A 22,618-nucleotide genomic window follows, 5' to 3' on the forward strand; every position below is an offset into this window, starting at 1 on the left:
TCGGGCGCAGCGGCGTCAGCGTACGGCGTCCGAGATCGCGCGGGCGAGCGAGTCGGTCGCGCCTCGTCCGCCGATGTCGGGGGTGAGCACGTCGGGGTCTCCCGCAGCGAGCACATCCTCGACCGCCGTGAGGATCGCCGTCGCCGCGTCGGAGTGGCCGAGGTGATCGAGCATCATCGCGCCGCACCAGATCTGGCCGATCGGGTTCGCGATCCCCTTGCCGGCGATGTCGGGGGCGGAGCCGTGGACGGGCTCGAAGAGACTCGGGAAGATACCCTCGGGGTTGATGTTCGCGCTCGGGGCCACGCCGATCGTTCCCGTGCACGCAGGCCCCAGGTCGGAGAGGATGTCGCCGAAGAGGTTGCTCGCCACCACCACGTCGAACCAGTCGGGATGCAGCACGAAGTTCGCGGCGAGGATGTCGATGTGGAACTGGTCGCGCGTGATCTCCGGATACTGCGCACCCATCGCGGCGAACCGCTCGTCCCAGTAGGGCATCGAGATGGTGATGCCGTTGCTCTTCGTCGCCGACGTGACCTTGCGCCGGTCGCGGCGCTCGGCCAGCTCGAAGGCGTAGCGCAGCACGCGATCGACGCCCGTGCGGGTCATGACCGTCTGCTGCACGACGACCTCACGGTCGGTGCCGTCGAAGATCCGCCCGCCGATCGAGGAGTACTCGCCCTCGGTGTTCTCACGCACGACCACGAAGTCGATGTCGCCCGGGCCACGACCGGTGAGCGGGCTCGGGATGCCGGGAAGCAGCCGGCAGGGGCGGAGGCTGATGTACTGATCGAACCGGCGCCGGAACTGGATGAGACTCCCCCACAGCGACACGTGGTCGGGCACCACCTCCGGCCAGCCCACGGCACCGAAGAAGATGGCGTCGAACCCGCTGAGCGTCTCGAACCAGTCGTCGGGCAGCATCTTCCCGTGCTCGAGCCAGTAGTCGGCCGAGGCGAAGCCGAAGTGCTCGTACTCCAGCGGCACGCCGTAGCGTGCGGCCGCGGATCTGAGCACGGCCAGGCCTGCGGGCACGACCTCCTTGCCGATTCCGTCGCCGGGGATCACAGCGATCCGGTGGGCGGTTGCGCTCACACCACGTTCCTTTCCGCGGGATAGTGACAGGCGACGCGATGCCCGTCGCCCTGGTCCAAGAGCGGCGGCTCCTCGGCCGCGCACAGGTCGGTCGCCTTCCAGCAGCGGGTGCGGAAGCGGCATCCCGAAGGCGGGGAGACCGGGCTCGGCACGTCTCCCGTGAGGACGATCCGCTCCCGTGCGCGTTCGATGCGCGGATCGGGCACGGGGATGGCCGAGAGGAGCGCCTGCGTGTACGGATGCATCGGTCGCTCGTACAGCGCATCGACCGGCGCCTCTTCGATGAGCTTGCCCAGGTACATGACGCCGACGCGATCACTCAGGTGCCGGACGACCGAGAGATCGTGCGCGATGAAGAGGTACGTGAGTCCGAGGTCGCGCTGCAGGTCGTCCAGGAGATTGAGGACGCCCGCCTGGACGCTCACGTCGAGTGCGCTCACCGGCTCGTCGAGGACGATGACCTCCGGCTCGACCGCCAGCGCCCGGGCGATGCCCACCCGCTGGCGCTGACCGCCCGAGAACTCGTGTGGATAGCGGTCGGCGTGCGCCGGGTTGAGGCCCACCATGTCCAGCAGCTCCAGGACGCGGTCGGACTGCCGTCCCTTGTGAAGTCCGTGGATCGCGAGCGGCTCGGCCAGGGCATCGCGGACGGACTTGCGCGGGTTGAGCGACGCGTACGGATCCTGGAAGACGAACTGGATGCGCCGGCGCAGCGCCCGCAGCCGGGTGCCGTGCATGCGCGTGATGTCGTCGTCGTCGAGACGGATGCGCCCGGCCGTCGACGACTGGAGCTTCGCCACGCTGCGCCCGAACGAGGACTTGCCGCACCCGGACTCGCCGACGAGTCCGAAGGTGGTGCCGCCGGGCACCGTGAGGCTCACATCGGAGACGGCATGGACGACCTCGGTCCCGCGCCGGAACAGTCCGCCACCGACCGGGTACTCCTTGACGAGTCCGTCGACCGCCAGCGTCGTGCTCACTGCAGCTCCTCTTTCCACTCGCCGACGCGCACGCAGCTGGCCGTGTGCGTTCCCCCCACGTTCACCGGCGGCGGTACGACGACGTCGCACCGTCCCGCGACCGCGTATGCGCACCGCGGGGCGAACCGGCATCCTTCCGGCCACCGCGTGGCCACGGGAGGCTGCCCGGGAATCTGATAGAGCCGCTCGTCACGCGACGAGCGGCGATCGAGGCGCGGCAGCGAGGCGAGGAGGCCCGCCGTGTACGGGTGGGCGGTCTCGTAGAACAGAGGGTCGACGTCGGCGGCTTCCACGACTCCGCCCGCATACATCACGACGACGCGATCGGCGATGCCCGCGACGACGCCGAGATCGTGCGTGATCACGACGACCGTCGTGCCCGTGCGCTGCTGGACCTCGCGGAGCACTTCGAGCACCTGCGCCTGCACGGTGACGTCCAGTGCCGTCGTCGGCTCGTCGGCGATCAGCAGATCGGGTTCGTTCGCGATGCTCATCGCGATCATGACGCGCTGCCGCATGCCGCCCGAGAACTCGTGCGGGTACCGCTCGATCCGCTTCTCGGGAGCCGGGATGCCGACGAGCCCGAGGAGCTCGATGGCCCGCGCCCGGCGCTGCTCGCGCGTGGTCTCGGGGCGGTGCACGCGGACCGCCTCGATGAGCTGATCGCCGACCGTCACGACGGGGTTGAGCGCCGTCAGCGCGTCCTGGAACACGATCGCGACGTCGTTGCCGCGAATCTCTCGCAGGTCGTCGTCGGACAGTCCGACCAGCTCACGACCCCGCAGGCGGATGGATCCCGTCACGATGGCGTTCTTCGGCAGGATGCCCATGATCGCCATGGCCGTCATGGACTTGCCGGAGCCGGACTCCCCCACGATGCCGAGGGTTTCGCCGGCGTGGAGCGAGAACGAGATGTTCTCGATCGCCCGAGCGGCACCGGCGTCGGTGGGGAAGGTGACCGAGAGGTTCTCGACCTCGAGGAGCGGGATCGCGGCGTTCACAGGTTCTTGCCTTGCGGGTCGAGGGCGTCGCGCAGGCCGTCGCCGATGAAGTTGACACACAGCACCGTGATGAGGATGAAGAAGCCCGGGAAGTAGAGCAGGTACACCTGCGGCGTTCCGACGTAGCCCGCGGCCTGGCTCAGCATCGATCCCCAGCTCGTCTGCGGAGACTGGACGCCGAAGCCCAGGAAGCTCAGCGTCGACTCCGCGATGATCGCCGACGCGACCGCGAGGCTCATGGCGACGGCGATCACGCCCGCGAGGTTCGGCAGGAGATGGGACAGGATGATCCGCACATTCGACGCTCCGATGCCGCGCGCGGCTTCGATGAAGTCCTTCTCGCGGAGCGAGAGCACTTGCGCGCGCACCACCCGGGCGATGTACGTCCAGCCCAGAGCGGTGAGGGCGAAGACGATCGTGGCGGGAGACGGCCCGAGACCCTGCACGATGACGGCCAGGAGCGCGATGGCGGGAACGATGAGGAACAGATCGGTGATGCGCATGATGAGCTCGCCGACCCACCCGGCTGCGTAGCCGGCGACCGCGCCGAGCGCCGTGCCGACGACTGTCGCGAGCAGCGCCACGCTGAGTCCGATGGCGAGCGATATCTGGCCCGCGTACAGGATCTCGCTGAGGTAGTCGCGCCCGAGCTCGTCCGTTCCGAGCCAGTGCTCGGCCGACGGCGCGGTCGGGCCGAGCAGGAGGTCCTGCTGCCCCTGCGGGAACGGTGCGATCCACGGCGCACCGAAGCACACGACGATCAGGATGAGCAGCACCACCAGGCTCACGACGGCGAGCTTGTGGTGGAGGAAGCGCTTGATCAGCTGCCGGGTCGATCCGCCCGCGACGGGCTGCTCGGCCAGGATCTCCTCGGCGCCGGTGAGTCCCGCCCCGCTCATGACAGCCTCACTCTCGGGTCGAGGATCGCATAGCCGATGTCGGCGATGAGGTTGCAGATCACGACCGCGATGGCCACGACGATCATCCAGGGCAGGAGCACGAAGAGGTCTCCCGCCACCAGGGACTGCAGGAAGAGCCGGCCCATGCCGGGAATGGCGAAGATCTGCTCCGTGACCACCAGCCCGCCGATGAGGATCGCCGCGTCGAGCGCGACGACGGTCACGAAGGGAGCGAGGGAGTTGCGCGCCGCGTGCCGCCAGATGACCTGCCGGCGGGGCACGCCCTTCGCCCGCGCGGTGCGTACGTAGTCGCTCGAGAGCGAGTCGAGCATCGCTGACCGCCCGAACCGGCTCCATGAAGCGACGAGCGCGATCATGAGGGCTGCGACGGGAAGGACGAGATGGCGCGCGTAGTCGACGACGCCGACCTCCGTCACGGGCGGCAGGCCGATGAAGAAGAACGGCGGCTCGTCGAGCCCGAAGGTCTCTTTGGGCCACACGGCGAGAGCCTGGATGAGGATGAGGCCGAACCAGAACGCGGGCATCGCGATGCCGATGTACGAGGCGCCCGTGAACGCCTGGTCCGCGAGCGAGTACTGCCTGACCGCCGAATAGACGCTGATGGCTCCCGCGACGAGGATCGCGACCAGGAGTCCCCAGAACGCCAGCTGGAGCGTGGGCCACAGCGCGTCGCCGATGAGCGGAAGCACAGGTGTACCGGTGCGGCTGCTCGTGCCCCAGTCCCCCGAGACGAAGGAACGCAGCCAGAGGAAGTACTGCTCGAAGATCGAACGGTCCAGCCCGAGTCGTTCGATCTCGCGCTGGAGCGCCGTCGGATCCGCCGCCTGCCGGAGCTTCGCGAGCGGGTCGAAGGTCGAGCGAACGGCCCAGAAGAGGATGAAGGAGGCCACGAGGATCACCGGCAGCGAGTACACAGCTCGCCGAGCGATGAATCGGAACATCTTCAGTTCTCCTGGGCCGTCGCGCGGTCAGCCCGCGAGACCCCACTCGGCGAGGTTCCAGAACGGGCCCTCGACGGGGTTGATCTCGAGCGGTCCACCGATCTTGTCACTCCACAGGAGCACGAGCGGCACCGTGTCCAGCGGCAGCGAGGGCACGTTCTCTGCGATCACGGCATCGGCCTCCTTCGACGCGGCGATGCGCTTGTCGACGTCGAGCTCCGTGTCGACCTGGTTCAGCAGCGGGTCGAGCTCGGGGATCGACACCCGGTAGAAGTTGATGCCCGAGAAGCCGTTGTCGGCCGACGGAATGTTGGTCGACAGGAACGAGGAGCTCAGAGTCGGGTCCGGGAACGTGTCGACGATCGCCCAGAGACCGGACTGGAAGTCACCCTCGGGGGCGATCGTGCCGAACAGGTCGGCAGGAGTGACCGCGTTGATCGTCATCTCGAAGCCGGCTTCGGCGAGCTGGGCCTGGAGCACCTGGGTGGTGAGATCGCGGCGCTTGTTGCCGGCCAGCGTCTCCATCGAGAAGGTGGCCGTCTGGCCGTCCTTCTCCCACACGCCGTCGGAGTTCTTGGTCCAGCCGTCGCCCTCCATCAGCTCGTCCACCTTGTCGAGGTCGAGCGTGTACTGCGAGAAGTCGTCCGCCGCGTAGGCACCCACGATGGGACTGTTGAAGCTCTGCTGCGGAGTGTCGACACCGAGGGCGCCGAAGAGGCGCTCGACGATCGCCTCGCGGTCGATCGAGTACGCGACCGCCTGACGGACGGCCTTCGAGTCGAACGGGAACGCGTCGTTGTTGAACCAGACGGCCTCCAGCGAACCGCTGCGCGCGTCGACCTGCGAGTTGATCCCCGGGAGCCCGGCATCGATCTGGCTGATCGCATCGAGCTGCGGAGACGGGTAGAGCACGTCGACCTGGCCGCTCTTGAGCGCCTGGAACGCTGCCGTCGTGTCGGGGAGGAAGAGGTAGGTGACCTTGTCGAGGTTGGGCTTGTCGCCCCAGTAGTTCTCGTTCGGAACCAGGGTCGCGGACGTGCCACGGTCCCACGATTCGATCTTCCACGGTCCGCCGCTGAAGTCGTAGCCGTCGGCCATGATGGCGGCGCGATCCTTCCCCTCGAGGAGGTGGGCGGGCAGCACGCCGTACGTGCTGAACAGCGTCCGCCATCCCGCGTAGGACTGGTCGAGCGTCACGACCGCGGTCTGCGGGTCGGAGGCGTCGACCGAGGCGATGCGGTCGTATCCGGTCTTGTCGAAGATGTCGTCACCGTCACGGATCTGCGTGGCGGTGTACGCGAAGTCGGCCGACGTGATCGGCTCGCCGTCGGACCACACGGCGTCGGGGTTGATCGTGTAGGTGATCGTCTGGCCGTCGCCCGTGCTCTCGGCGACCGGCTCCTCCGTCACGAGATCCGACGGGACGGGCGTCCATTCGCCGTCGACCAGGCGCGTCTCGAAGACGGTGGGGATGGTGGGGATCTGCATCATGTAGGTCCCCCAGATCGAGCCGGCGCAGGTCGCGATCCAGTCGACGCAGTCCGGCTCCTGCTCGGCGCCGATGACGACTTCACCGCCCTTCGTCACGGGCGCCGCCGTGCTGGACTCGGGCTCCGATCCGCCGGCGCTGCAGGCTGCGAGGGCACTGACGGCGACGATGGCGAGCGTGATGGCCGCGGTGCTGCGGAAGGTGCTGGGACGCGAGGACTTCGACAATTTTGACTCCGTGGTCGAGAGGTGTGGCGACGTTGCTTACCAGGTGCGAAGCGGTGGGTGGTCTGACTATAAGTCGAGATGCGACCCTTTAGCAAGGGTTGTAGTCAATGTCATTGATTAGAGTTCCAGCGGCGCCCTTCGAGCGTGCGCAGGGCGAGCTCGGTCATGCGTCGCTGGGTGTGCTCGAGGTAGTGGAGCCCGGTCGGCTCGTGACCACCGTCGAACACGTCCATGACGACGTCTCCGCCGCGTTCGCCCAGCTCGTCGACGAAGCGCTGCACGCCCACGATGGGCGTGCGGGTGTCGATCGCGCCCTGGTTGATCCAGACGGATGCCGTGACGTGCTCCGTGTACGAGATCGCGGAGTAGCGCTCGACCATCTCCGGCGGCACCCACGTCGTCCAGACGCTTCGGACGGCGGGGTTCATCTCGGCGATCGCGGCCGTCCAGTCGGCGACGGCGACGTGGGCGAGGCCGCCCGCGAACAGATCGGGGAGCCGACCGACGCTCAAGAGCGTCAGATGTCCGCCGAAGGACGCGCCGGTGATGAAGGTGGAGCGGGGATCAGCGAGCCCTTGGTCACGCAGCCAGCCGATGGCAGCGGCGACGTCCTCGATCTCGCGGTCGCCTCCGGAACCCCAGAAACCCTCGCGGAACGCCTGGCCGAAGGTCACCGAGCCACGGAAGTTGAGTGCGGCGTACGCGAAGCCCGCATCGATCCAGGCTTGCGCCGACGGGTCGTAGCCGTCGATCATCACCAGGTTGGGGCCGCCGTGAACCTCGAGCACGGTGCCGAGGGGCTCGCGGCCCTCGGGAACACCGAGCCAGAGCTGGACCCGGGTGCCGTCGGCACTGCGCACCATCGTCGAGCGCATCGGCGTGCCGGGCGGCACGGGCGCGGGCGCGATCAGCACGCGCCCCCCGCTCTCGTCGGCCTGCTCGATGCGCAGCGGAGAATCCCAGCTCGACCGCACCATCCGGACCGCACCATCCGGCGCGTAGTAGGACGCCCACTGGAAGGGATGCAGGTCCGCGACATCCGGGTTCGCGAAGCTCCCGCCTTCGGCGACCACACGCGCACCGCCGTCGGCCTCCGACAGTTCGAGGAGGCGATGGATGCCGTCTTCGACGTGGGCCGCGAGCACGCGGCCTCTCTGCGCGTCCCAGTCCAGCGGGATGACCTCGCCGACGAGGTCGGGCAGGGAGAAGTCCTGGCGCGCGCCGGAGAGGAAGTCCCAGATCACGGGTCGGGCGTACCCGGTGCGCTCGGTGTTCGCGAGGATGCGCGGATCGCCGGCGATCGGCGAGAAGCGGACACCCCGCACCGGACCGGCCGGAAGATCGTCGAGCACGGCGACTGTCTCGAGCGTGTGGGTGGCCACGACCGTCAGCGCGGGGCGGCGCACTCCCGGATTGTGGTCGGTCGTGTCGACGCTGACGAGCGCGCCGTCGGGCGAGATCTGGCCGTACCAGGCCTCGATCGGGCTGCTGTACACCGTGCGGGGCGGACCCCATGGCTCAGCCGGGATCACCAGGACGTGGAATCCCTCCTCATCGACGACGGTCACCACGATCGCGGCGCCGTCGTACGACGCCTCGATGCCGCGCAGCACGAATGCGGGGCGGCCCGGCGTGAGATCGATGCTCTCGGAGCCGTCGACCGCCGTCGCGACGAGCGTGCCCACCTCCGAGCCGCCGCCGTCATCGAGGTCGACGATCCACTTGCCGTCGCGCGTCAGGATCGCCCCGACGCCGACCGGGAACGGCAGAGGAGCGGACGGCTCCTCGCCGCCGCGCCAGATCCGCGCGCGCGAGCCCGCCTCGTGGTCCTCGATGAGCAGTGCGAGGTCGACATCGCCGACCACAGGTCGGACGGTGAGCAGATGGGGGAGGTCGAATCGCCGTGAAAGAACTGCGTCGATCTCTGCCGGAATCGCGTCCATGCGAGCCTCTCCACAAGGTTGGTCAGGTTCATTGACTATAGCAGTGGCTATCTTGCTGCGACAGGGGTGGCAGGGATCACGATCGTTGACTACGTTCGTGGCACCGGTGGGCTACGGTTGTCCTCACGACCGCCCCCAGCTCAACGAATGGAGCCCAGGACTCGATGGCGAAGGAAAAGGCTGCCGCGTCGCGCAAGACCGTCGCATCGTCGGGGACTCGCCCGCGCCGCCCCCGCGACTCGCTCAGCCGGGACATCATCGTCGCGGCCGCGGATGCCGTCGTCCAGCGCGACGGGCTCGACCGCCTCACGTTCCAGGCCATCGGCGAGGAGCTCGACGCGCATCCGACGTCGATCTACCGGCACTTCAGAGACAAGGACGAGCTCATGCTCGCCCTGATCGACTCGCTGCGAGCGCGCTCGTACACCGGCGCGATGATCGCGACCGACGACTGGATGGCCGACCTCCGCGGTCAAGCCCACCTCATCCATGACCATTACATGCGCTACCCCGAGTTCGCGCTGCAGATGGCGCTTCGCCGGCCGACCGACTTCACCTCGATGGAGTTCTCCATCGGCGCTCTCCGCCGCGGCGGGTACGGGCCGGAAGAGGCGGCCATGTACGCGCGAGCCCTGGGCCAGCTGGTGCGGTCGGCGAGCAGCATCCAGGCCGCCCTCGCGGCGCAGCCGCCTGATGTGAAGGATGCCGACGAGCTCATGTGGCAGATGGACTACCAGCGCCTGTCGCCGGAGGAGTTCCCCAACATCGCCTGGGTCGGCTCGAACCTTCCGGGGATCCAGGATCCCCGCGCGTGGGAGGCGGCGCTCGACCTGCTCCTGGAGAGCATCGAACGGCAGGCGCCGGTGAACTCGGGACGCCCGGACGCGTAGCCCGCGTCAGGGCATCCAGCCGTCGATCATCCCGGCCACGAGTCGCGCCCGCTGTGCGACGGACGCGAGCGAGGCCCACTCGTGCTCCGCGTGCGCGCCATCGCCATCGACGCCGAGACCGTCGAGTGTCGGGATGCCGAGCGCCGCGGTGAAGTTCCCGTCGGACGCCCCGCCCACCGACACGGTCCGCACGTCCGTGCCGTCCTGCTCCGCGCTCACCCGGCGCGCGAGCGTCAGGAGCTCGAGCGCGCTGCGCTCCTCCATCGGGGGCCGGTTGATCCCGCCCGTGACCTCCAGCCGCGCCTCGGGATGGAACGGGCGACGTTCACGGAGGGCGCGATCCACGCGCTCGAGCTCACCCGTCGACCAGCCCCGCACGTCGACGCGCATGAACGCGAGGTCGGGGATGACGTTCGTCGCGGTTCCCCCCTTGGCCACCGTCGGACTGACGGTGGTGCCCAGCTGGGCGTCCCCGAGACCGGGAAGCTCGGTGATGTGGCGTGCGAGTTCGACGAGGGCGTTGACGCCGTTCCACGGCTCGAGCCCGGCATGCGCCGCGCGCCCGGTCGCCGTGATCGTGTAGATGCTCCCGCCGCAGCGCGCGACCTTGACCGCGCCGCCCAGACTCGGCTCCATGACGAGCACGGCCTGAGACTCGGAGGCTGTGCGCTCGAGCAGGGCGCGGGACGTGAGCGATCCGACCTCCTCGTCGGCGGTCAGCAGGACGCCGACATCGTCGGTGCGTGCCGCCAGCGCCAGGGCTTCCGCGGCGGCGACCACGCCGCCTTTCATGTCGAAGACTCCTGGCCCGGAGCACCGGTCGCCGGCGACCGTGAACGGGAGCCGGTCGATCGTTCCCAGCGGCCACACGGTGTCGATGTGTCCGAGGAGCAGGACACGGGGACGGCGCGCGCCCCAACGAGCATGCTCGACGCCGTCGACGGCCTCCAGCCGTGCGGGGCCGATGATCGGTGCCAGCCAGGAGTCCACGAGCCCGAACGCCTCCGAGATCCCTGAGGCGTGGCCCGTCGGCGTCTCGATCGAGACGAGTGCCTCGAGTCTGTCGACGGCGGTCATGCTCGCACCTCCGCGGCCCCGGCGAAGAAGCTCGCGAGAGCGCGCGCGGTCTCCTCGGGGGCCTCCTCCGGCACGTAGTGATCGGCGCGGATCGCAGCGCCCTCGGCATGAGGGGCATACCCGCGCCAGACGTCGACGACGTCGAAGCTCCGGCCGACGTAGCTCTCGGATCCCCAGAGGGCGAGGAGGGGCATGTCGAGTCGATTGCCGGCGGCCGCATCGGCCCGATCGTGGTCCAGATCGATCGTCGCGGCGGCGCGGTAGTCAGCGCACGTCGCTTCGATGACGCCGTCACGCGTGAAGCAGTCGAGGTACCTGTCGAACGTCTCCGCATCCAGCGGATCGCGCACTGTCCATCGGTCCTCGAATCGGCTGCGCAGCCAGCGCTCCGGGTCGGCCCGGATCAGGTCGGCCGGCAGTCCCCCGCCGACCGTGAGGAAGAACCAGTGGAAGTAGCTCGTCGCCATCGCCCTGTCGACGTTGTCGAACATATGGAGCGTGGGAACGATGTCGATGACGGCGAGGGCGCGCACGCGCTCCGGCGCATCGAGTGCCAGACGGTGCCCGACGCGGCCGCCGCGATCGTGCCCGGCGACGAAGAATCTGTCGAACCCGAGGGCGTCCATCACCGCCAGCTGATCCGCGGCCATCTCGCGCTTCGAGTAGACCTCGCCCGCGGGCGCATCGGACTCGCCGTACCCGCGCAGGTCCGTCGCGACGACCGTGTGCGTTCGGGCCAGTGCGGGCGCGACGTGTCTCCACATGCCACGCATCTCGGGGTAGCCGTGCAGAAGCAGGACGGCGGGACCCTCTCCGACGACCGTGGTCGCGATGCGCACTCCGTTGGCGCCCTCGATGAGCTGCGGCGCCGCTGCCGATTGGTTCACACTAATCCCACTCTTAGTCAATGTCGTAGACTATACGTTAGCCTACGACCGGACCAGCCGCCAGAGCGGGCGGTGAGAGATGCCGGTCAGAGCCGCGGATCGATCGGATCGGACTCCAGCGCGAGCACCCCGAACACGGCTTCGTGCACGCGCCACAGCGGCTCGCCCGACGTGAACCGGTGGAGAGCCTCGATGCCCAGCGCGTACTCGCGGCCCGCGAGCGAGCGCTTGTGGCCGGTGTCGCGCTCGCGCAGCCGCGCGAGGTTGCCGGGATCGGTGTAATCGGGCCCGTAGATGATGCGCAGGTACTCGCGACCGCGCACCTTGATGCCCGGCTGCACGAGCCCCTTGCCGGTGCGGGTGAGGTTCGAGAACGGCTTGACGACCATCCCCTCGCCGCCGGCGCCGGTGAGCCGCTCCCACCACGCCACGGCCGCGGCCGTCGAATCAGCGTCGGCGAGGTCGACGCGCAGCCGTCCTGTCGAAGCGATGACCTGAGGAGCCGCCTCAGCGAGTCGATCGGCGACCGACAGATGCCAGCCGTGATCGCGCGTCTCGAACGTCGCGTCGCCGGCTGCGAGCACCTGGAACGGGGCGAACCGCACCTCTCCGGGGTCGCCGACGTAGCGACGATAGGCGTCGCGGAACCGCTGGACGCCCTCGGCACGCGTGCGAGCACGGTCCGCGAGCGCGGCGACATCGATCCCGGATGCCGCGGCCCGCGCCAGTACGGATGATGCCGCCTGCGTTGCCGCCACCCCCGCCGCGCCGACCGACGCGTAGAGGTCGCGGATCAGGTCGCCCGTCTTGATCGACCACGGGAGCATCTCTCCGTCGAGGAGCACCCAATCGCCGCCGAGCTCGTCCCACACTCCCGCCGCGGCGAGCGCCTCGTCGAGCTCGCCCAGCATCCGCGCCTCGGCATCGGGTGCGAAGAACGGCCGGCCGGTGCGGCTGAGGACCGCGCCCCGCCACCCCTCGGGAGCGCCGAAGCGTGCGGCATCCCGTGCCGCCAGCACGATCGCGCGGGAGCCCATGTGCTTCTCTTCGCAGATGACGTCGGTCACGCCGTGATCGAGGAAGTACGCGAACGCCTCGTCAGGGTGCTCGAGGTACCCCTCGCGCGCGGAGGTGCTCGGCGGTGACATCGTCGGCGGCAGGTAGATGAGCCATCTCGGATCCGCCGCCCATCGGCTGATGGTCTCGAGCCCGCCCGCGGACTGCTCCTCCTTGATGCCCACACGGCCATGCAGGCCGGTGTCGATGATGAGCTTGCCCTGGACGTCGGACAGGTTGAGCACTCCCGCCGCGCGCACCGGCGCCTCAGCCACGAGAGGGCGGATCGGCTCGTACCAGACCTGCTCGGCGGGCACCGACACGATCTCGCGCTCGGGATATCGCATGGCGGAGAGCGCTCCGCCGAAGACGCATCCGGTGTCGAGGCACGCGGTGTTGTTGACCCACTCCACCGTCGGCACCGGGGTGTGCCCATAGAGAACGACGGCCTTGCCGCGATAGTCCTGCGCCCACGGGTAGCGCACGGGCAGCCCGAACTCGTCGGTCTCCCCCGTGGTCTCGCCATAGAGCGCGAACGCGCGCACCCGACCGGACGCGCGACCGTGGTACTGCTCCTTCAGTCCCGCATGCGCGACGACGAGCCTGCCGTCATCGAGCACGAGGTGCGACACGAGGTCGTAGCAGAAGGCCGCGACCTGCTCGCGGAACTCCTCCGACTCGCCCGCGAGCTGAGCGAGAGTCTCCTCCAGGCCGTGCGAGACGCTCACCTGCGCTCCGCGCAGGGCGCGCACGAGCTTGGCCTCGTGGTTGCCGGGCACCGCCAGCGCGTTTCCCGACCCGACCATTCCCATCGCGAGCCGCAGCACGCCGACGACGTCGGGCCCGCGGTCGACCAGGTCGCCGAGGAAGATCACCCGACGGCCCTCGGGATGCCGCGCATCCACGGGCCTGCCGTGCGCGTCCCGCTCGATCTCGTAGCCCAGCCGCGTGAGCAGCGTCTCGAGCTCGCTGCGGCAGCCGTGCACATCGCCGATGGCATCGAAGGGTCCGCGTTCGTCGCTGCGGTCGTTGAGCAGGCGGGTCCGCGTGATGGTCGCGCTCGCGACATCCTCGGGGCTGCGCAGCACGTGCACCTTGCGGAACCCCTCCTTGGTGAGGTGGCGCATGCTCCGGCGCAGCTGATCGCTCTGCCGCTTGACCACCCCGACGGGGATGTCGCGGTCGGTGCGCTCGGCGTTGCGCGCGATGCCCACCGACTCGGGCAGGTCGAACACGATCGCCACCGGCAGCACGTCGTGCGCCTTGGCGAGGTCGATGAGCCGGCGCCGCGCGTCGGGCTGCACGCTCGTCGCGTCGATGACGGTCAGCAGGCCGGCATCCAGTCGCTTCGCCGCCACGTACTGCAGAGCATCGAACGCGGCCGAGGTCGCGGACTGATCGGCCTCATCGTTGGCGACGAGGCCGCGGAACACATCGCTCGAGAGGGTCTCGTACGCACCGAAGTGCTCCCGCGCGAAGGTCGACTTGCCCGAACCGGATGCGCCGATGAGCACCACCAGAGAGAGCGCGGGGATGTCGAGCGCGGTCATGCCGACTCCTCCCGTCGGAACAGGGCGAGCTGGGTCGGAGCGCCGAGTGCGGCATCCTCGACACCCACGGGCCGGTACTTGACGGCGTACCCATGCCGCTCCGCAACGCCCTCGGCCCAGTCGCGGAACTGCGTGCGCGTCCACTCGAACCGGTGGTCGTCGTGACGGAGGGCCCCGCCGGCGAGGTCCGGGTAGAGGGCGTTGTACTCCGCGTTGGGCGTCGTGACGACGACGGATGCCGGATGCGCGCCGGCGAACACCGCGTCCTCGAGCGCGCCGAGACGCGACGGGTCGACATGCTCGACGACCTCCATCAGCACCATCGCGTCGTATCCCGCGAGACGGTCGTCCCGATAGACGATCGACCCGTGGAGCAGCTCGATGCGCTCGCGCTCCGCGTCGGAGGCGGCATCCATTCGGAGCACTCGAGCGGCCGTCTCGAGCGAACGCGCCGACACGTCGACGCCGACGATCCTGGTGAACGAGCGATCCTTGGCTAGGCGCGAGAGCAGGGCACCGGGGCCGCATCCCATGTCGACGACGCGGCGAGCGGAGACGTCGTGCAGCGCGGCCAGGACGGCCTCGGCCCGATGGACTCGCAGTGGCGTCTCGCCGGGGCCGTCGACCGCTTCAGCGGCCTGAGGGAGCAGGGACCGCTGGTGCAGAAGGTACCGCCGCGTGATCAGATCGCGTTCGGGATGCCGGGTGAGCCAGCCTTCGCCCGCGCGCTCGAGCTTGGCGATCTCGTCGTCGCCGACCCAGTAGTGCTTGGCATCGTCGAGCACCGGGAGCAGCACGTAGAGCTGACGCAGTGCGTCGGACAGCCGGACCTCGCCGGTGAGGGTGACGGAGCTGAACCGCGAGTCCTCCCAGTCGGGAAAAGCCGGGTCCAGGGGGATGCGCTGCTCGGTCACCGTCCATCCGCAGGGCTCGAACACGCGGCGCACGAGATCGTCTTCGCGACCGCGCGTGGAGACCACGGGGATGTCGATCCGCAGCGGGAGGGAGGATGCCGCGAGCTCCGGGTACGAATCGCTTCGACCCGTCATCGCGGTGCGGAAGACCGAGCCGATCGCCACCGCCAGCATGCTCGAGGCCACATATGGGCGGTCGTTGACGTAGTGGTCGAGGGCTCCCGCGTCGCCGCGGAACCTCTTGTTGCGCACGAGCGCGACCGGATCGACCTCGACCATCACCGCCACGGTGCAGCGCTCGGCGGTCGCCTCGGGATAGAACACGTGGATATCCCCGACCGGCGCGGAGAAGGTCTGGACCCGGCCGGGATGCTTGTGCAGCAGATACCCGAGCACCGTCGCGTCGACGCCGGAGTCGCGCTCCGGCTCGTAGGTCACCGTGACCAGCATGTCCAACTCCCCCGATGTGGCAGTCGCACCACTCTATGGGGGTCGGTCGGTCGCTCTTCACCGGACGCGGACCGTGAGACGGCTGAGCCCACCGCCGGCAGGCGGGGGGCCAGGTGAGGCGGCCGCCGCTCGACGCGGGGTGCTGGGGGACACCCGCGGAGCGGCGGCCGACTCGTCACATGGCCGGGACGAGGACCCGGTCGATCGTGTGGATCACACCGTTGGATGCCGGGATGTTGATCGCCCACAGCACGAGGCGCGGGTCGGCCAGCGCGGGAGTCTCGTCACGGAGGGTGATGCCTCGCGGCTTCACGATTCCCCCATCGGCCATCGTCAGCGATCGGGCGGTGAGCACCTTGACGGGTCCGAGCTTCTTGCCGGGCACCACGTGGTAGAGCAGGATGCCGGTGATCTGATCGATCGTGAAGGCGGACGTGATCGTGGTCAGCGCCTCCGCTTCGCTCGCGGGAGCCTTCCCCGTGAGGTCGGTGACGAGCCGCAGGAAGGCGCGGTCGTTCGGCGCGAAGACGGTGTACTTCGTCGACGTGTCCGAGAGGGCGCCGTCGAGGCCTGTGGCGAGCACCGCCTGGACGAGGATGTCGTAGTCGTAGGGGTTCTTGTCGGGCGTGCCGCCGCCGGATGCCGCGACCGCGACGTCGACGATCGTGCCGGGAGGAGTCCCGCCGCCGTGTGCCTGTGCGGGTGCCGCGCTGAGGACCAGTGCGAGTGCAGCCGCCGCTGCGATGACCAGACGTGACTTCTTCATGGTTCGCTCTCCTTCGATGCGATGTGTGCACCTCTCGAGCGGGAGATGCCACCTGAGTATTCGGACGCCGCGCGCTTCGCGGATGCACCCACCGGGGAATCGTCGACCGGAACACCACCCTCGGGCGACGCCGCGGATGCAGGCGGATCAGACGAAGTCGAGCTCGCCCCGCACGATCGAGTCCCCGGAGTGCGCCGGGTCGCCGTCCTCGGGCTCCTGCGAGACGTCCACCAGCACGAAGTCGCTCAAGTCGACGTCGTCGGGGATGTCGAACACGCCCTCACTCCCCTCGAGAACCCCCAGGCTCACCAGGTCGGATGCATCGGCCGTGATCAACCACACCTCGCGGTATCCGTCCGCTGCGTCGGACCCGTCGAGCTCCACCGTCACCTGCCGCTCGCCGTCGGCGCTCTCCGTGACCACGGCCGTGCCGACGGCGCCGGGGTGGTCGGGGAAGGCTCCGAGCGTCGCGGAGGCGAGCTCGACCGGATCGGCCGGCCGCACCAGCGACCAGACGCCGACGACCGCGAGGACTGCGGCGACGCTCGCGGCGAGCGCGACGAGGACGCGCAGGCCGCGCCCGCGGGATGGAGCGGCGGGGGATGCCTCGGCCGCATTCGTCAGCGGGGCGCCGACGGCGGCGCCCGTGTCCGGGAAGCCCAGCTCGTCGGAGATGCGCCCCCATACGCGCTCGGGCGGCACCTCCAGCTCGCCGAGGGCGTGCGTCGACCGGCCGACCGTGACGGTGTACTCCAGTTCGGCGAGTTCGAGCGAGCAGTCGTCGCAGGTCGCGAGGTGCGCGGCCTCGTCTGCGGAGAGCGCGTCTCCGAGCGCGACCAGGGAAAGCCGCTCGGGATCAAGATGATGCGACATGACCCACCTCCAATCGGCTCCGAAGGCGCGTGAGACTTCGCCTGATGTGACTCTTCACGGTACCGAGCGGCATCTGAAGACGTTCTGAGATCTGGTCATGTGTGAGGTCGTCGTAGAAGGCCAGCCGGACCACGCGGCGGGCGTCGGGCTCGAGTCGGTCGATCTCGCTCGCCAGCAGCAGGCGATCGCCCAGATCGACCTCGGGCGTCGTGAGGCCGTCGGGGGTTGCGAAGCGCTGCAACTGTTCCTGAAGGGCGCGCACGCGAGTGCGCGCCTCCAGCGTGTCCGCGATCCGACGGCGCGTGATCGTCACCAGCCACGTCGAGATGCGTCCCTTCGCAGGATCGTAGGACGCCCTCGACGTCCACGCCGACACGAACGCCTTCTGCGTGACATCCTCGGCGTCCCCGCGGTCGCCGAGGAGACGCAGCGCCAGGGTGAAGATCACCGGCGACCAACGCCGGTAGAGCTCCTCCAGAGCTCGTTCATCGCCGCTGCGGAACCGGTCGCACAGATCACGCTCCTGCGCCTCGTCCACCCGTTCCCCTCCCCGTCGGCCGGCTACGGTGATGTCGGCGGGCATGCCCGGGTCGCGGGGGCATCGCCGACAGAGATGTATTCGCCCATCCTGCGCCGCTTGGATGCAGGGCGCCAGCAGGTTCTCGCGCGACTACCGTGCGTCTGCGCGACCGAGGTCGGCGGCGACATCCGGGACATGGGGGTACTCCTCGCGCGGAGGGCGCTCATAGTCCCCGGCGGCGGGACGGTCGGGGATGGAGACCGTCTCGGGTTCCAGCCGTTTGTACGGGACGCTGTCGAGCAGATGACTGATCGCATTCAGGCGCGCCGCGCGCTTGTCGTCGCTCTCGATGGTCCACCACGGCGACTCGGCTGTGTGCGTCGCCGCGAACATGTCATCCTTCGCCCGGGAGTAGTCCTCCCAGCGGTGGATCGACTCGAGGTCCATCGGCGACAGCTTCCAGCGCCGCAGCGGGTCCTCCAGGCGTGACGAGAAGCGGGACTGCTGCTCTTCGTCCGACACGGAGAACCAGTACTTGATCAGGATGATCCCGTCATCGATGAGCAGACGTTCCACGACCGGCACCTGCTCGAGGAAGAGCCGGTACTCCCTCTCGGACGAGTACCCCATCACGCGTTCCACGCCGGCGCGGTTGTACCACGAGCGATCCATCAGCACGATCTCACCCGACGTGGGCAGCCGCTCGATGTAGCGCTGGAAGTACCACTGCCCACGCTCCTTCTTCGACGGTTTCGGGAGTGCGACGACGCGTGCGTGCCGCGGGTTGAGGTACTGCATCACCCGCTTGATCGCGCCGCCCTTGCCGGCGGCGTCCCGCCCTTCGAAGATCACCAGGACGCGGGCCTTGTTCGCAATGAGCCACTGCTGCATGTCGACGAGTTCGGACTGCAGCCGCTGCAATTCGGCCTGGTAGAGACGCTTCTTCACACGGACCACCGACGAGGGGGCGGCGCTCTTCTTCCTCTTCTTCGCCATCAGGATGTCCTGTCGTCGATCGGGCTGATGTCGCTCATGTTCGCCTTCGGTTCCGGGAGGGCTTGTCCCGTTCACAACATAGGGATGGCGCGTGGGCGAGGAAACCCGGGTTGACAACGACGCGCCAGACTGATGTGCATCGCGAGACCCCTGCGCCGAAGAGCGGATCCCGTCCGCTGTCAAGGGCGAGCCGCATTCGCCGCCAGGACCGCATCATGGATGCGTAGCGACCCGGGGAGAGATCGATGACGTCGAAGATCGCAATCATCTGGAATCCGACCAAGACCGACAGGGAGAGCCTGCAGTCCGGTCTGGACGAGACGCTCGGCGAGGGAGGCGGACCGGAGATCAGCTGGTGGGAGACCACCGCGGACGACCCCGGTCAGGGCGCGGCGAGAGACGCTCTCGCTGCGGGCGCCGACCTCATCATCGTCGCGGGAGGAGACGGCACCGTCCGCGCGGTCGCAGAGCATCTCGCCGACGCCGAGACCGGGATCGAGCTCGCGATCGTGCCGCTCGGCACCGGCAACCTTCTCGCCCGGAACCTCGACGTTCCGCTCGGGGATATCCCGTCGGCGATGACGCGCGCGCTCGAGGGCGAGCCCCGAGCGGTGGATGTCGGCTGGGTCGAGGTCGATCTCGATGAGGGGATCGAGCGCCATGGATTCGTCGTCATGGTCGGCTTCGGCATCGACGCGCACATGATCGCTGAGACCGACGACGCCCTGAAGGACAAGGCGGGCTGGCTCGCGTACGTCGAGTCCCTCGGCCGTGCCCTCGCGGCGAGCGACGTCGTGCCGTTCCACATCACCAGCGACGGTCAGCCGGCACGCGACGAGGAAGGTCACACGCTTCTCATCGCGAACTGCGGCACGCTGCAAGGAGGCCTCACGCTTCTGCCCGACGCCGATCCCTCGGACGGCGAGCTGGACTACCTCGTGCTCAGCGCAGAGGGCGTGGCGCAGTGGGCAGGGACCCTGAAGACGATGATCTGGGACAACGGCCTGAAGCGGCTGGTCACCGACAAGGAAGACCTGACCAGCACGGACTCGATCGGCCATGGCCGCGCCAAGACGCTCGAGGTGACGCTCCCCGACGACAGGGCGTTCGAGATCGACGGCGAGGAGATCGGGGTCACCCGTTCGTTCACCGTGTCACTGCAGCCGTCGGCGATCCGCGTCCGCTGACGCAGCGCGTCGCCGACTATCGCGTCGTCACCGTGAAGCGGTTCTTTCCGCTGCGCTTCGAGTCGTACATCGCCGCGTCGGCGCGGCTCAGCAGCTGCGGTGCACTCGGGAGGGGGTCGGTCCCGGGGCGGTAGACGGTGACGCCGACGCTCACCGATGCCGAGATGATGCCGTCGGGGACCGCGATCGGTGCGCGGCAGGTCTCGAGCACGCGTTCCGCGACGTGCTCGGCGGCGGCGATGTCGGTGTTCGGGCAGATGGCGACGAATTCGTCGCCACCCATCCGGCCGACGACGTCGGCGACGCGAAGACTGTCGCGCAATCTGGTGGCCAGCTCGACGAGGACGAGGTCGCCGACGGCGTGTCCGAACCCGTCGTTGATGCCCTTGAAGTCGTCGATGTCGAGGAAGAGCACGGACAGCGGCTGCGCTGCGGCGGCAGACGTCGCGATCACCGCGTCGATCGTCGACTGGAGCAGCTGACGGTTGCCGACGCCCGTGAGCTGATCGTGGAGGGCGAGAAAGGCGAGCCGGCGTTGCAGCCGAACCCGCACGAGTGTCTGGGATGCCTGCCTGCCGAGCGCCTGCTGGAGGTCGAGATAGTGCTCGTCGAAGTCGGCGCGTCGTGCGAAGAAGCACACCAGCACACCGAGGTGCTGGCCGTCCGCGATCAGCGGTGTGACGCTGAGCGAGGTCAGGCGCGAGTCGCGCATCGCGGCCGCCAGCTCGGGAAAGTCCTGCTGATCGTCCTCCGCGTGCACGACCGTCACCTCGGCGGTGTTCCGCAGGGAGGGAACCGGGCTGACCTTCCCGGCGAGCGGATTGGTGCCGCCCATCAGGGTGAGCTCTCCGTCCTCCTGCCAGAGCAGCACGGCCGTCTCACGGGCCGCGAACGCGTCGCCGGCGACGGCGGCGAACGACTGTGCGACCTCCTCGTCCGACGCGGTGACCCCGAACGTGGTCGAGACGTCCTGGAGGACGCGCACACGCTCTTCGGAGGACTCCGCGGCGCGCTTCGCCTCCAGCAGATCGCGCTCATGGCGCGCGCGCTCGGTGGCGTTGAACACCGCGATGCGATCGATCTGCGTGGACGTGTCGCGCACGGAGTTGAGGAGCACCGGCATCCGCCCGCCGTCCGCCTTCTGGAGCACGAGCGCTACTTCGTCCACCGACCCGCGCAGGTGCAGCACCTGAGTGTGGCGGGTATCGAAGAACAGGCGGCTGCCCGGATCGAGCAGGGAGGCGAAGGGGCGGCCTCGAAGCTCGTCGAAGTCATAGCCGGTCCACGAGAGGAAGGTCGCGTTCGCCTCGACGATCGCACCGTCGATCGATGTCGCCACCAGCCCGCACGGGGCGTGGTCGAACCAGTCCCCCACCGCTGCGCCACTCACGTGAGGAACTGCCGGATCTCCGTGATGACCTCGTCTGCGGCGGACAGGATCGGGACATGCCCCGTCGCCTCCAGCAGTCGCAGGCGACTCCCCGGAATGGCTGCGTGGACGAATCGGCCGACCTCTGCGGGGGCGATCACGTCCTCGCGGGACTGCAGGACGAGTGTGGGCACGGTCACCGCGGCGAGGTCTTCGCGATTGTCCGAGAGGAAGGTGACGTGCGCGAAGTCCCGCGCGATCACCGGATCGAAGCGGCAGAAGGTGTCCGCGAGGCGCTCGCCGAGCTCGGGGCGGTCGGGGGTTCCCATGATCATGGGTGCGGTCGCCCGCGACCAGGCGATGAAGTTCGCGTCGAGCGAGTCGAGGAGCGCGTCGATGTCGGCGCGCTCGAACCCGCCCCGGTACGCGCCGTCGTTCGTGTACCGAGGCGACGGCCCCACCAGGACCAGCGCTCGGAAGCGCTCCGGCTCGCGGTTGGCCGCCAGGACTCCCACCATCGCACTCACCGAATGTCCGACGAAGACCACGTCCCGGGCGTCCAGCGCGTCCAGGATCTCGAGCACGTCCGTCGCGTAGCCGTCGAGCGAGGCGTACTTGCCGCGGCGATACGCAGAGCGATCCGAGCCGCCGGCTCCGACATAGTCGAAGAGCACGACGCGGTGGTCGCGCTCGAAGTCGGGCGCGACGAGCCCCCACGTCTCCTGACTGCATCCGAACCCGTGGGCGAAGATGATCACGCGCCCCGCCGGGTCGCCGGACACGCGCACATTGTTGCGCTGCAGAACGTCCGATGTCGCGACGCCAGTCATGGGTTCCCATCTCCGGGCGGGGGTCCTCGAATGGTATTCGACCCGGTCGTCATCGGCACCATCGGGCGGCGGGGTCCCTGGCCGAAACGAACTCACCCGCGGCGTATGAGGACGGACGGTGGGTATCGCCCCTATCTTTGGGTTCGACGCAGTACACCCACGTCGCGTGCGACCTTCACACCGACCGAACGAAAGACAGTGCAGATATGACCGGCAGCTTTTGGGACTTCCTCCTCTGGATCTTCTGGTTCTACATCCTGTTCGCCTGCATCTGGATCTTCATCACGATCATCGTGGACCTGTTCCGCGATCACACGCTGAACGGCTGGGGCAAGGCGCTCTGGGTGATCTTCCTGATCGTCGTGCCGTTCCTGGCCGCGCTGATCTACCTGATCGCCCGCGGCAAGGGCATGACCCAGCGTGAGATGGAGCGCCGAGGACAGGCGCAGAGCGAAGCCAACGACTACATCCGCAGCGTCGCCGGAAGCTCGTCCCCGACCAGCGAGATCGAGTCGGCGAAGAAGCTCCTCGACTCCGGTGCCATCACGCAGGCGGAGTACGACGCTCTCAAGGCGAAGGCGCTCGCGTAGGACCGCTCGTCCTGCCTGCGTCGGGTGGGGTGCCGCGATCTCGCGCACCCCGCCCGCGCAGGCAAGA

20 protein-coding genes are annotated in these 22,618 nt (G+C 68.9%); 3 read left to right on the plus strand and 17 right to left on the minus strand.

Features of this window, described 5'->3' with window-relative positions; genetic code table 11:
• Positions 1-15: 15 nt before the first annotated feature.
• From ASD93_RS11070 to ASD93_RS11100, 7 genes are all read right to left on the minus strand, one after another.
• On the minus strand, positions 16-1,095 hold the full coding sequence (locus tag ASD93_RS11070; protein ID WP_056122261.1) for a tartrate dehydrogenase: 1,080 nt from the start codon (positions 1,093-1,095) through the stop codon (positions 16-18).
• Positions 1,092-2,075 carry an ABC transporter ATP-binding protein gene (locus ASD93_RS15935; RefSeq protein WP_056122265.1) on the minus strand — a complete coding sequence of 328 codons (984 nt, stop codon included), beginning with the start codon at positions 2,073-2,075 and terminating at the stop codon, positions 1,092-1,094. Before ASD93_RS15935 ends, ASD93_RS11070 begins: the two co-directional genes overlap by 4 nt.
• Positions 2,072-3,076: an ABC transporter ATP-binding protein gene (locus tag ASD93_RS15940; RefSeq protein WP_056122268.1), complete on the minus strand. Its 1,005-nt coding sequence runs from the start codon at positions 3,074-3,076 to the stop codon at positions 2,072-2,074. The genes ASD93_RS15935 and ASD93_RS15940 overlap by 4 nt, the downstream gene beginning before the upstream one ends.
• Entirely contained in the window at positions 3,073-3,975 is a 903-nt protein-coding gene (locus ASD93_RS11085) for an ABC transporter permease (protein WP_056122271.1), read from the minus strand. Before ASD93_RS11085 ends, ASD93_RS15940 begins: the two co-directional genes overlap by 4 nt.
• Complete coding sequence (locus ASD93_RS11090) at positions 3,972-4,937, minus strand: ABC transporter permease (RefSeq protein WP_056122274.1); 966 nt, start codon at positions 4,935-4,937, stop codon at positions 3,972-3,974. The genes ASD93_RS11085 and ASD93_RS11090 overlap by 4 nt, the downstream gene beginning before the upstream one ends.
• Before the next feature lie 27 nt (positions 4,938-4,964).
• The gene (locus ASD93_RS11095) at positions 4,965-6,653 is read right to left on the minus strand and encodes a peptide ABC transporter substrate-binding protein (protein WP_056122276.1); all 1,689 of its coding nucleotides are present in this window, start codon (positions 6,651-6,653) and stop codon (positions 4,965-4,967) included.
• A gap of 110 nt (positions 6,654-6,763) precedes the next feature.
• Complete coding sequence (locus ASD93_RS11100) at positions 6,764-8,596, minus strand: alpha/beta hydrolase family protein (protein ID WP_056122280.1); 1,833 nt, start codon at positions 8,594-8,596, stop codon at positions 6,764-6,766.
• A gap of 164 nt (positions 8,597-8,760) precedes the next feature.
• On the opposite strand from ASD93_RS11100, the gene ASD93_RS11105 reads away from it, so the two are divergent.
• Complete coding sequence (locus tag ASD93_RS11105) at positions 8,761-9,486, plus strand: TetR/AcrR family transcriptional regulator (RefSeq protein ID WP_056122283.1); 726 nt, start codon at positions 8,761-8,763, stop codon at positions 9,484-9,486.
• Positions 9,487-9,492: 6 nt separating this feature from the next.
• Here the strand turns inward: ASD93_RS11105 and ASD93_RS11110 are convergent, their stop codons facing one another.
• From ASD93_RS11110 to ppk2, 8 genes are all read right to left on the minus strand, one after another.
• A complete protein-coding gene (locus ASD93_RS11110; RefSeq protein WP_056122286.1) occupies positions 9,493-10,563 on the minus strand; it encodes a M20 family metallopeptidase in 1,071 nt (356 codons plus the stop codon).
• Entirely contained in the window at positions 10,560-11,450 is an 891-nt protein-coding gene (locus ASD93_RS11115; protein WP_056122289.1) for an alpha/beta fold hydrolase, read from the minus strand. Before ASD93_RS11115 ends, ASD93_RS11110 begins: the two co-directional genes overlap by 4 nt.
• Before the next feature lie 86 nt (positions 11,451-11,536).
• Entirely contained in the window at positions 11,537-14,056 is a 2,520-nt protein-coding gene (locus ASD93_RS11120) for a polynucleotide kinase-phosphatase (protein ID WP_056122291.1), read from the minus strand.
• Positions 14,053-15,420, minus strand: coding sequence for a 3' terminal RNA ribose 2'-O-methyltransferase Hen1 (locus ASD93_RS11125; RefSeq protein WP_056122294.1), 1,368 nt, complete (start codon positions 15,418-15,420; stop codon positions 14,053-14,055). Before ASD93_RS11125 ends, ASD93_RS11120 begins: the two co-directional genes overlap by 4 nt.
• 175 nt (positions 15,421-15,595) lie before the next feature.
• Positions 15,596-16,186, minus strand: coding sequence for a fasciclin domain-containing protein (locus tag ASD93_RS11130; protein WP_056122297.1), 591 nt, complete (start codon positions 16,184-16,186; stop codon positions 15,596-15,598).
• Positions 16,187-16,333: 147 nt separating this feature from the next.
• Complete coding sequence (locus ASD93_RS11135; RefSeq protein ID WP_056122300.1) at positions 16,334-17,059, minus strand: anti-sigma factor; 726 nt, start codon at positions 17,057-17,059, stop codon at positions 16,334-16,336.
• Positions 17,043-17,597 carry an RNA polymerase sigma factor gene (locus tag ASD93_RS11140; RefSeq protein ID WP_235566941.1) on the minus strand — a complete coding sequence of 185 codons (555 nt, stop codon included), beginning with the start codon at positions 17,595-17,597 and terminating at the stop codon, positions 17,043-17,045. Before ASD93_RS11140 ends, ASD93_RS11135 begins: the two co-directional genes overlap by 17 nt.
• A gap of 132 nt (positions 17,598-17,729) precedes the next feature.
• The gene (gene ppk2 / locus ASD93_RS11145; protein ID WP_056122306.1) at positions 17,730-18,575 is read right to left on the minus strand and encodes a polyphosphate kinase 2; all 846 of its coding nucleotides are present in this window, start codon (positions 18,573-18,575) and stop codon (positions 17,730-17,732) included.
• 245 nt (positions 18,576-18,820) lie between these two features.
• Between ppk2 and ASD93_RS11150 the strand changes: the two genes are divergently transcribed.
• A complete protein-coding gene (locus ASD93_RS11150; RefSeq protein ID WP_056122309.1) occupies positions 18,821-19,762 on the plus strand; it encodes a diacylglycerol/lipid kinase family protein in 942 nt (313 codons plus the stop codon).
• A gap of 16 nt (positions 19,763-19,778) precedes the next feature.
• Here the strand turns inward: ASD93_RS11150 and ASD93_RS11155 are convergent, their stop codons facing one another.
• A complete protein-coding gene (locus tag ASD93_RS11155) occupies positions 19,779-21,152 on the minus strand; it encodes a diguanylate cyclase (protein WP_056122313.1) in 1,374 nt (457 codons plus the stop codon).
• Positions 21,149-21,913: an alpha/beta fold hydrolase gene (locus ASD93_RS11160; RefSeq protein WP_414843702.1), complete on the minus strand. Its 765-nt coding sequence runs from the start codon at positions 21,911-21,913 to the stop codon at positions 21,149-21,151. Before ASD93_RS11160 ends, ASD93_RS11155 begins: the two co-directional genes overlap by 4 nt.
• 254 nt (positions 21,914-22,167) lie before the next feature.
• On the opposite strand from ASD93_RS11160, the gene ASD93_RS11165 reads away from it, so the two are divergent.
• Positions 22,168-22,551 (plus strand): SHOCT domain-containing protein, encoded by a 384-nt coding sequence (locus tag ASD93_RS11165; protein WP_056122319.1) that lies wholly within the window; start codon positions 22,168-22,170, stop codon positions 22,549-22,551.
• Positions 22,552-22,618: the final 67 nt, after the last annotated feature.

Source organism: Microbacterium sp. Root180 (assembly GCF_001428485.1).
Lineage (GTDB): Bacteria > Actinomycetota > Actinomycetes > Actinomycetales > Microbacteriaceae > Microbacterium.

What these genes read in the sequence shown, in the direction of transcription:
- ASD93_RS11085 (WP_056122271.1), bottom strand. Translation starts at nt 3,975, where the DNA reads ATGAGCGGGGCGGGACTCACCGGCGCCGAGGAGATCCTGGCCGAGCAG.
- ASD93_RS11090 (WP_056122274.1), bottom strand. Translation starts at nt 4,937, where the DNA reads ATGTTCCGATTCATCGCTCGGCGAGCTGTGTACTCGCTGCCGGTGATC.
- ASD93_RS11100 (WP_056122280.1), bottom strand. Translation starts at nt 8,596, where the DNA reads ATGGACGCGATTCCGGCAGAGATCGACGCAGTTCTTTCACGGCGATTC.
- ASD93_RS11105 (WP_056122283.1), top strand. Translation starts at nt 8,761, where the DNA reads ATGGCGAAGGAAAAGGCTGCCGCGTCGCGCAAGACCGTCGCATCGTCG.
- ASD93_RS11110 (WP_056122286.1), bottom strand. Translation starts at nt 10,563, where the DNA reads ATGACCGCCGTCGACAGACTCGAGGCACTCGTCTCGATCGAGACGCCG.
- ASD93_RS11120 (WP_056122291.1), bottom strand. Translation starts at nt 14,056, where the DNA reads ATGACCGCGCTCGACATCCCCGCGCTCTCTCTGGTGGTGCTCATCGGC.
- ASD93_RS11125 (WP_056122294.1), bottom strand. Translation starts at nt 15,420, where the DNA reads ATGCTGGTCACGGTGACCTACGAGCCGGAGCGCGACTCCGGCGTCGAC.
- ASD93_RS11130 (WP_056122297.1), bottom strand. Translation starts at nt 16,186, where the DNA reads ATGAAGAAGTCACGTCTGGTCATCGCAGCGGCGGCTGCACTCGCACTG.
- ASD93_RS11135 (WP_056122300.1), bottom strand. Translation starts at nt 17,059, where the DNA reads ATGTCGCATCATCTTGATCCCGAGCGGCTTTCCCTGGTCGCGCTCGGA.
- ppk2 (WP_056122306.1), bottom strand. Translation starts at nt 18,575, where the DNA reads ATGGCGAAGAAGAGGAAGAAGAGCGCCGCCCCCTCGTCGGTGGTCCGT.
- ASD93_RS11150 (WP_056122309.1), top strand. Translation starts at nt 18,821, where the DNA reads ATGACGTCGAAGATCGCAATCATCTGGAATCCGACCAAGACCGACAGG.
- ASD93_RS11165 (WP_056122319.1), top strand. Translation starts at nt 22,168, where the DNA reads ATGACCGGCAGCTTTTGGGACTTCCTCCTCTGGATCTTCTGGTTCTAC.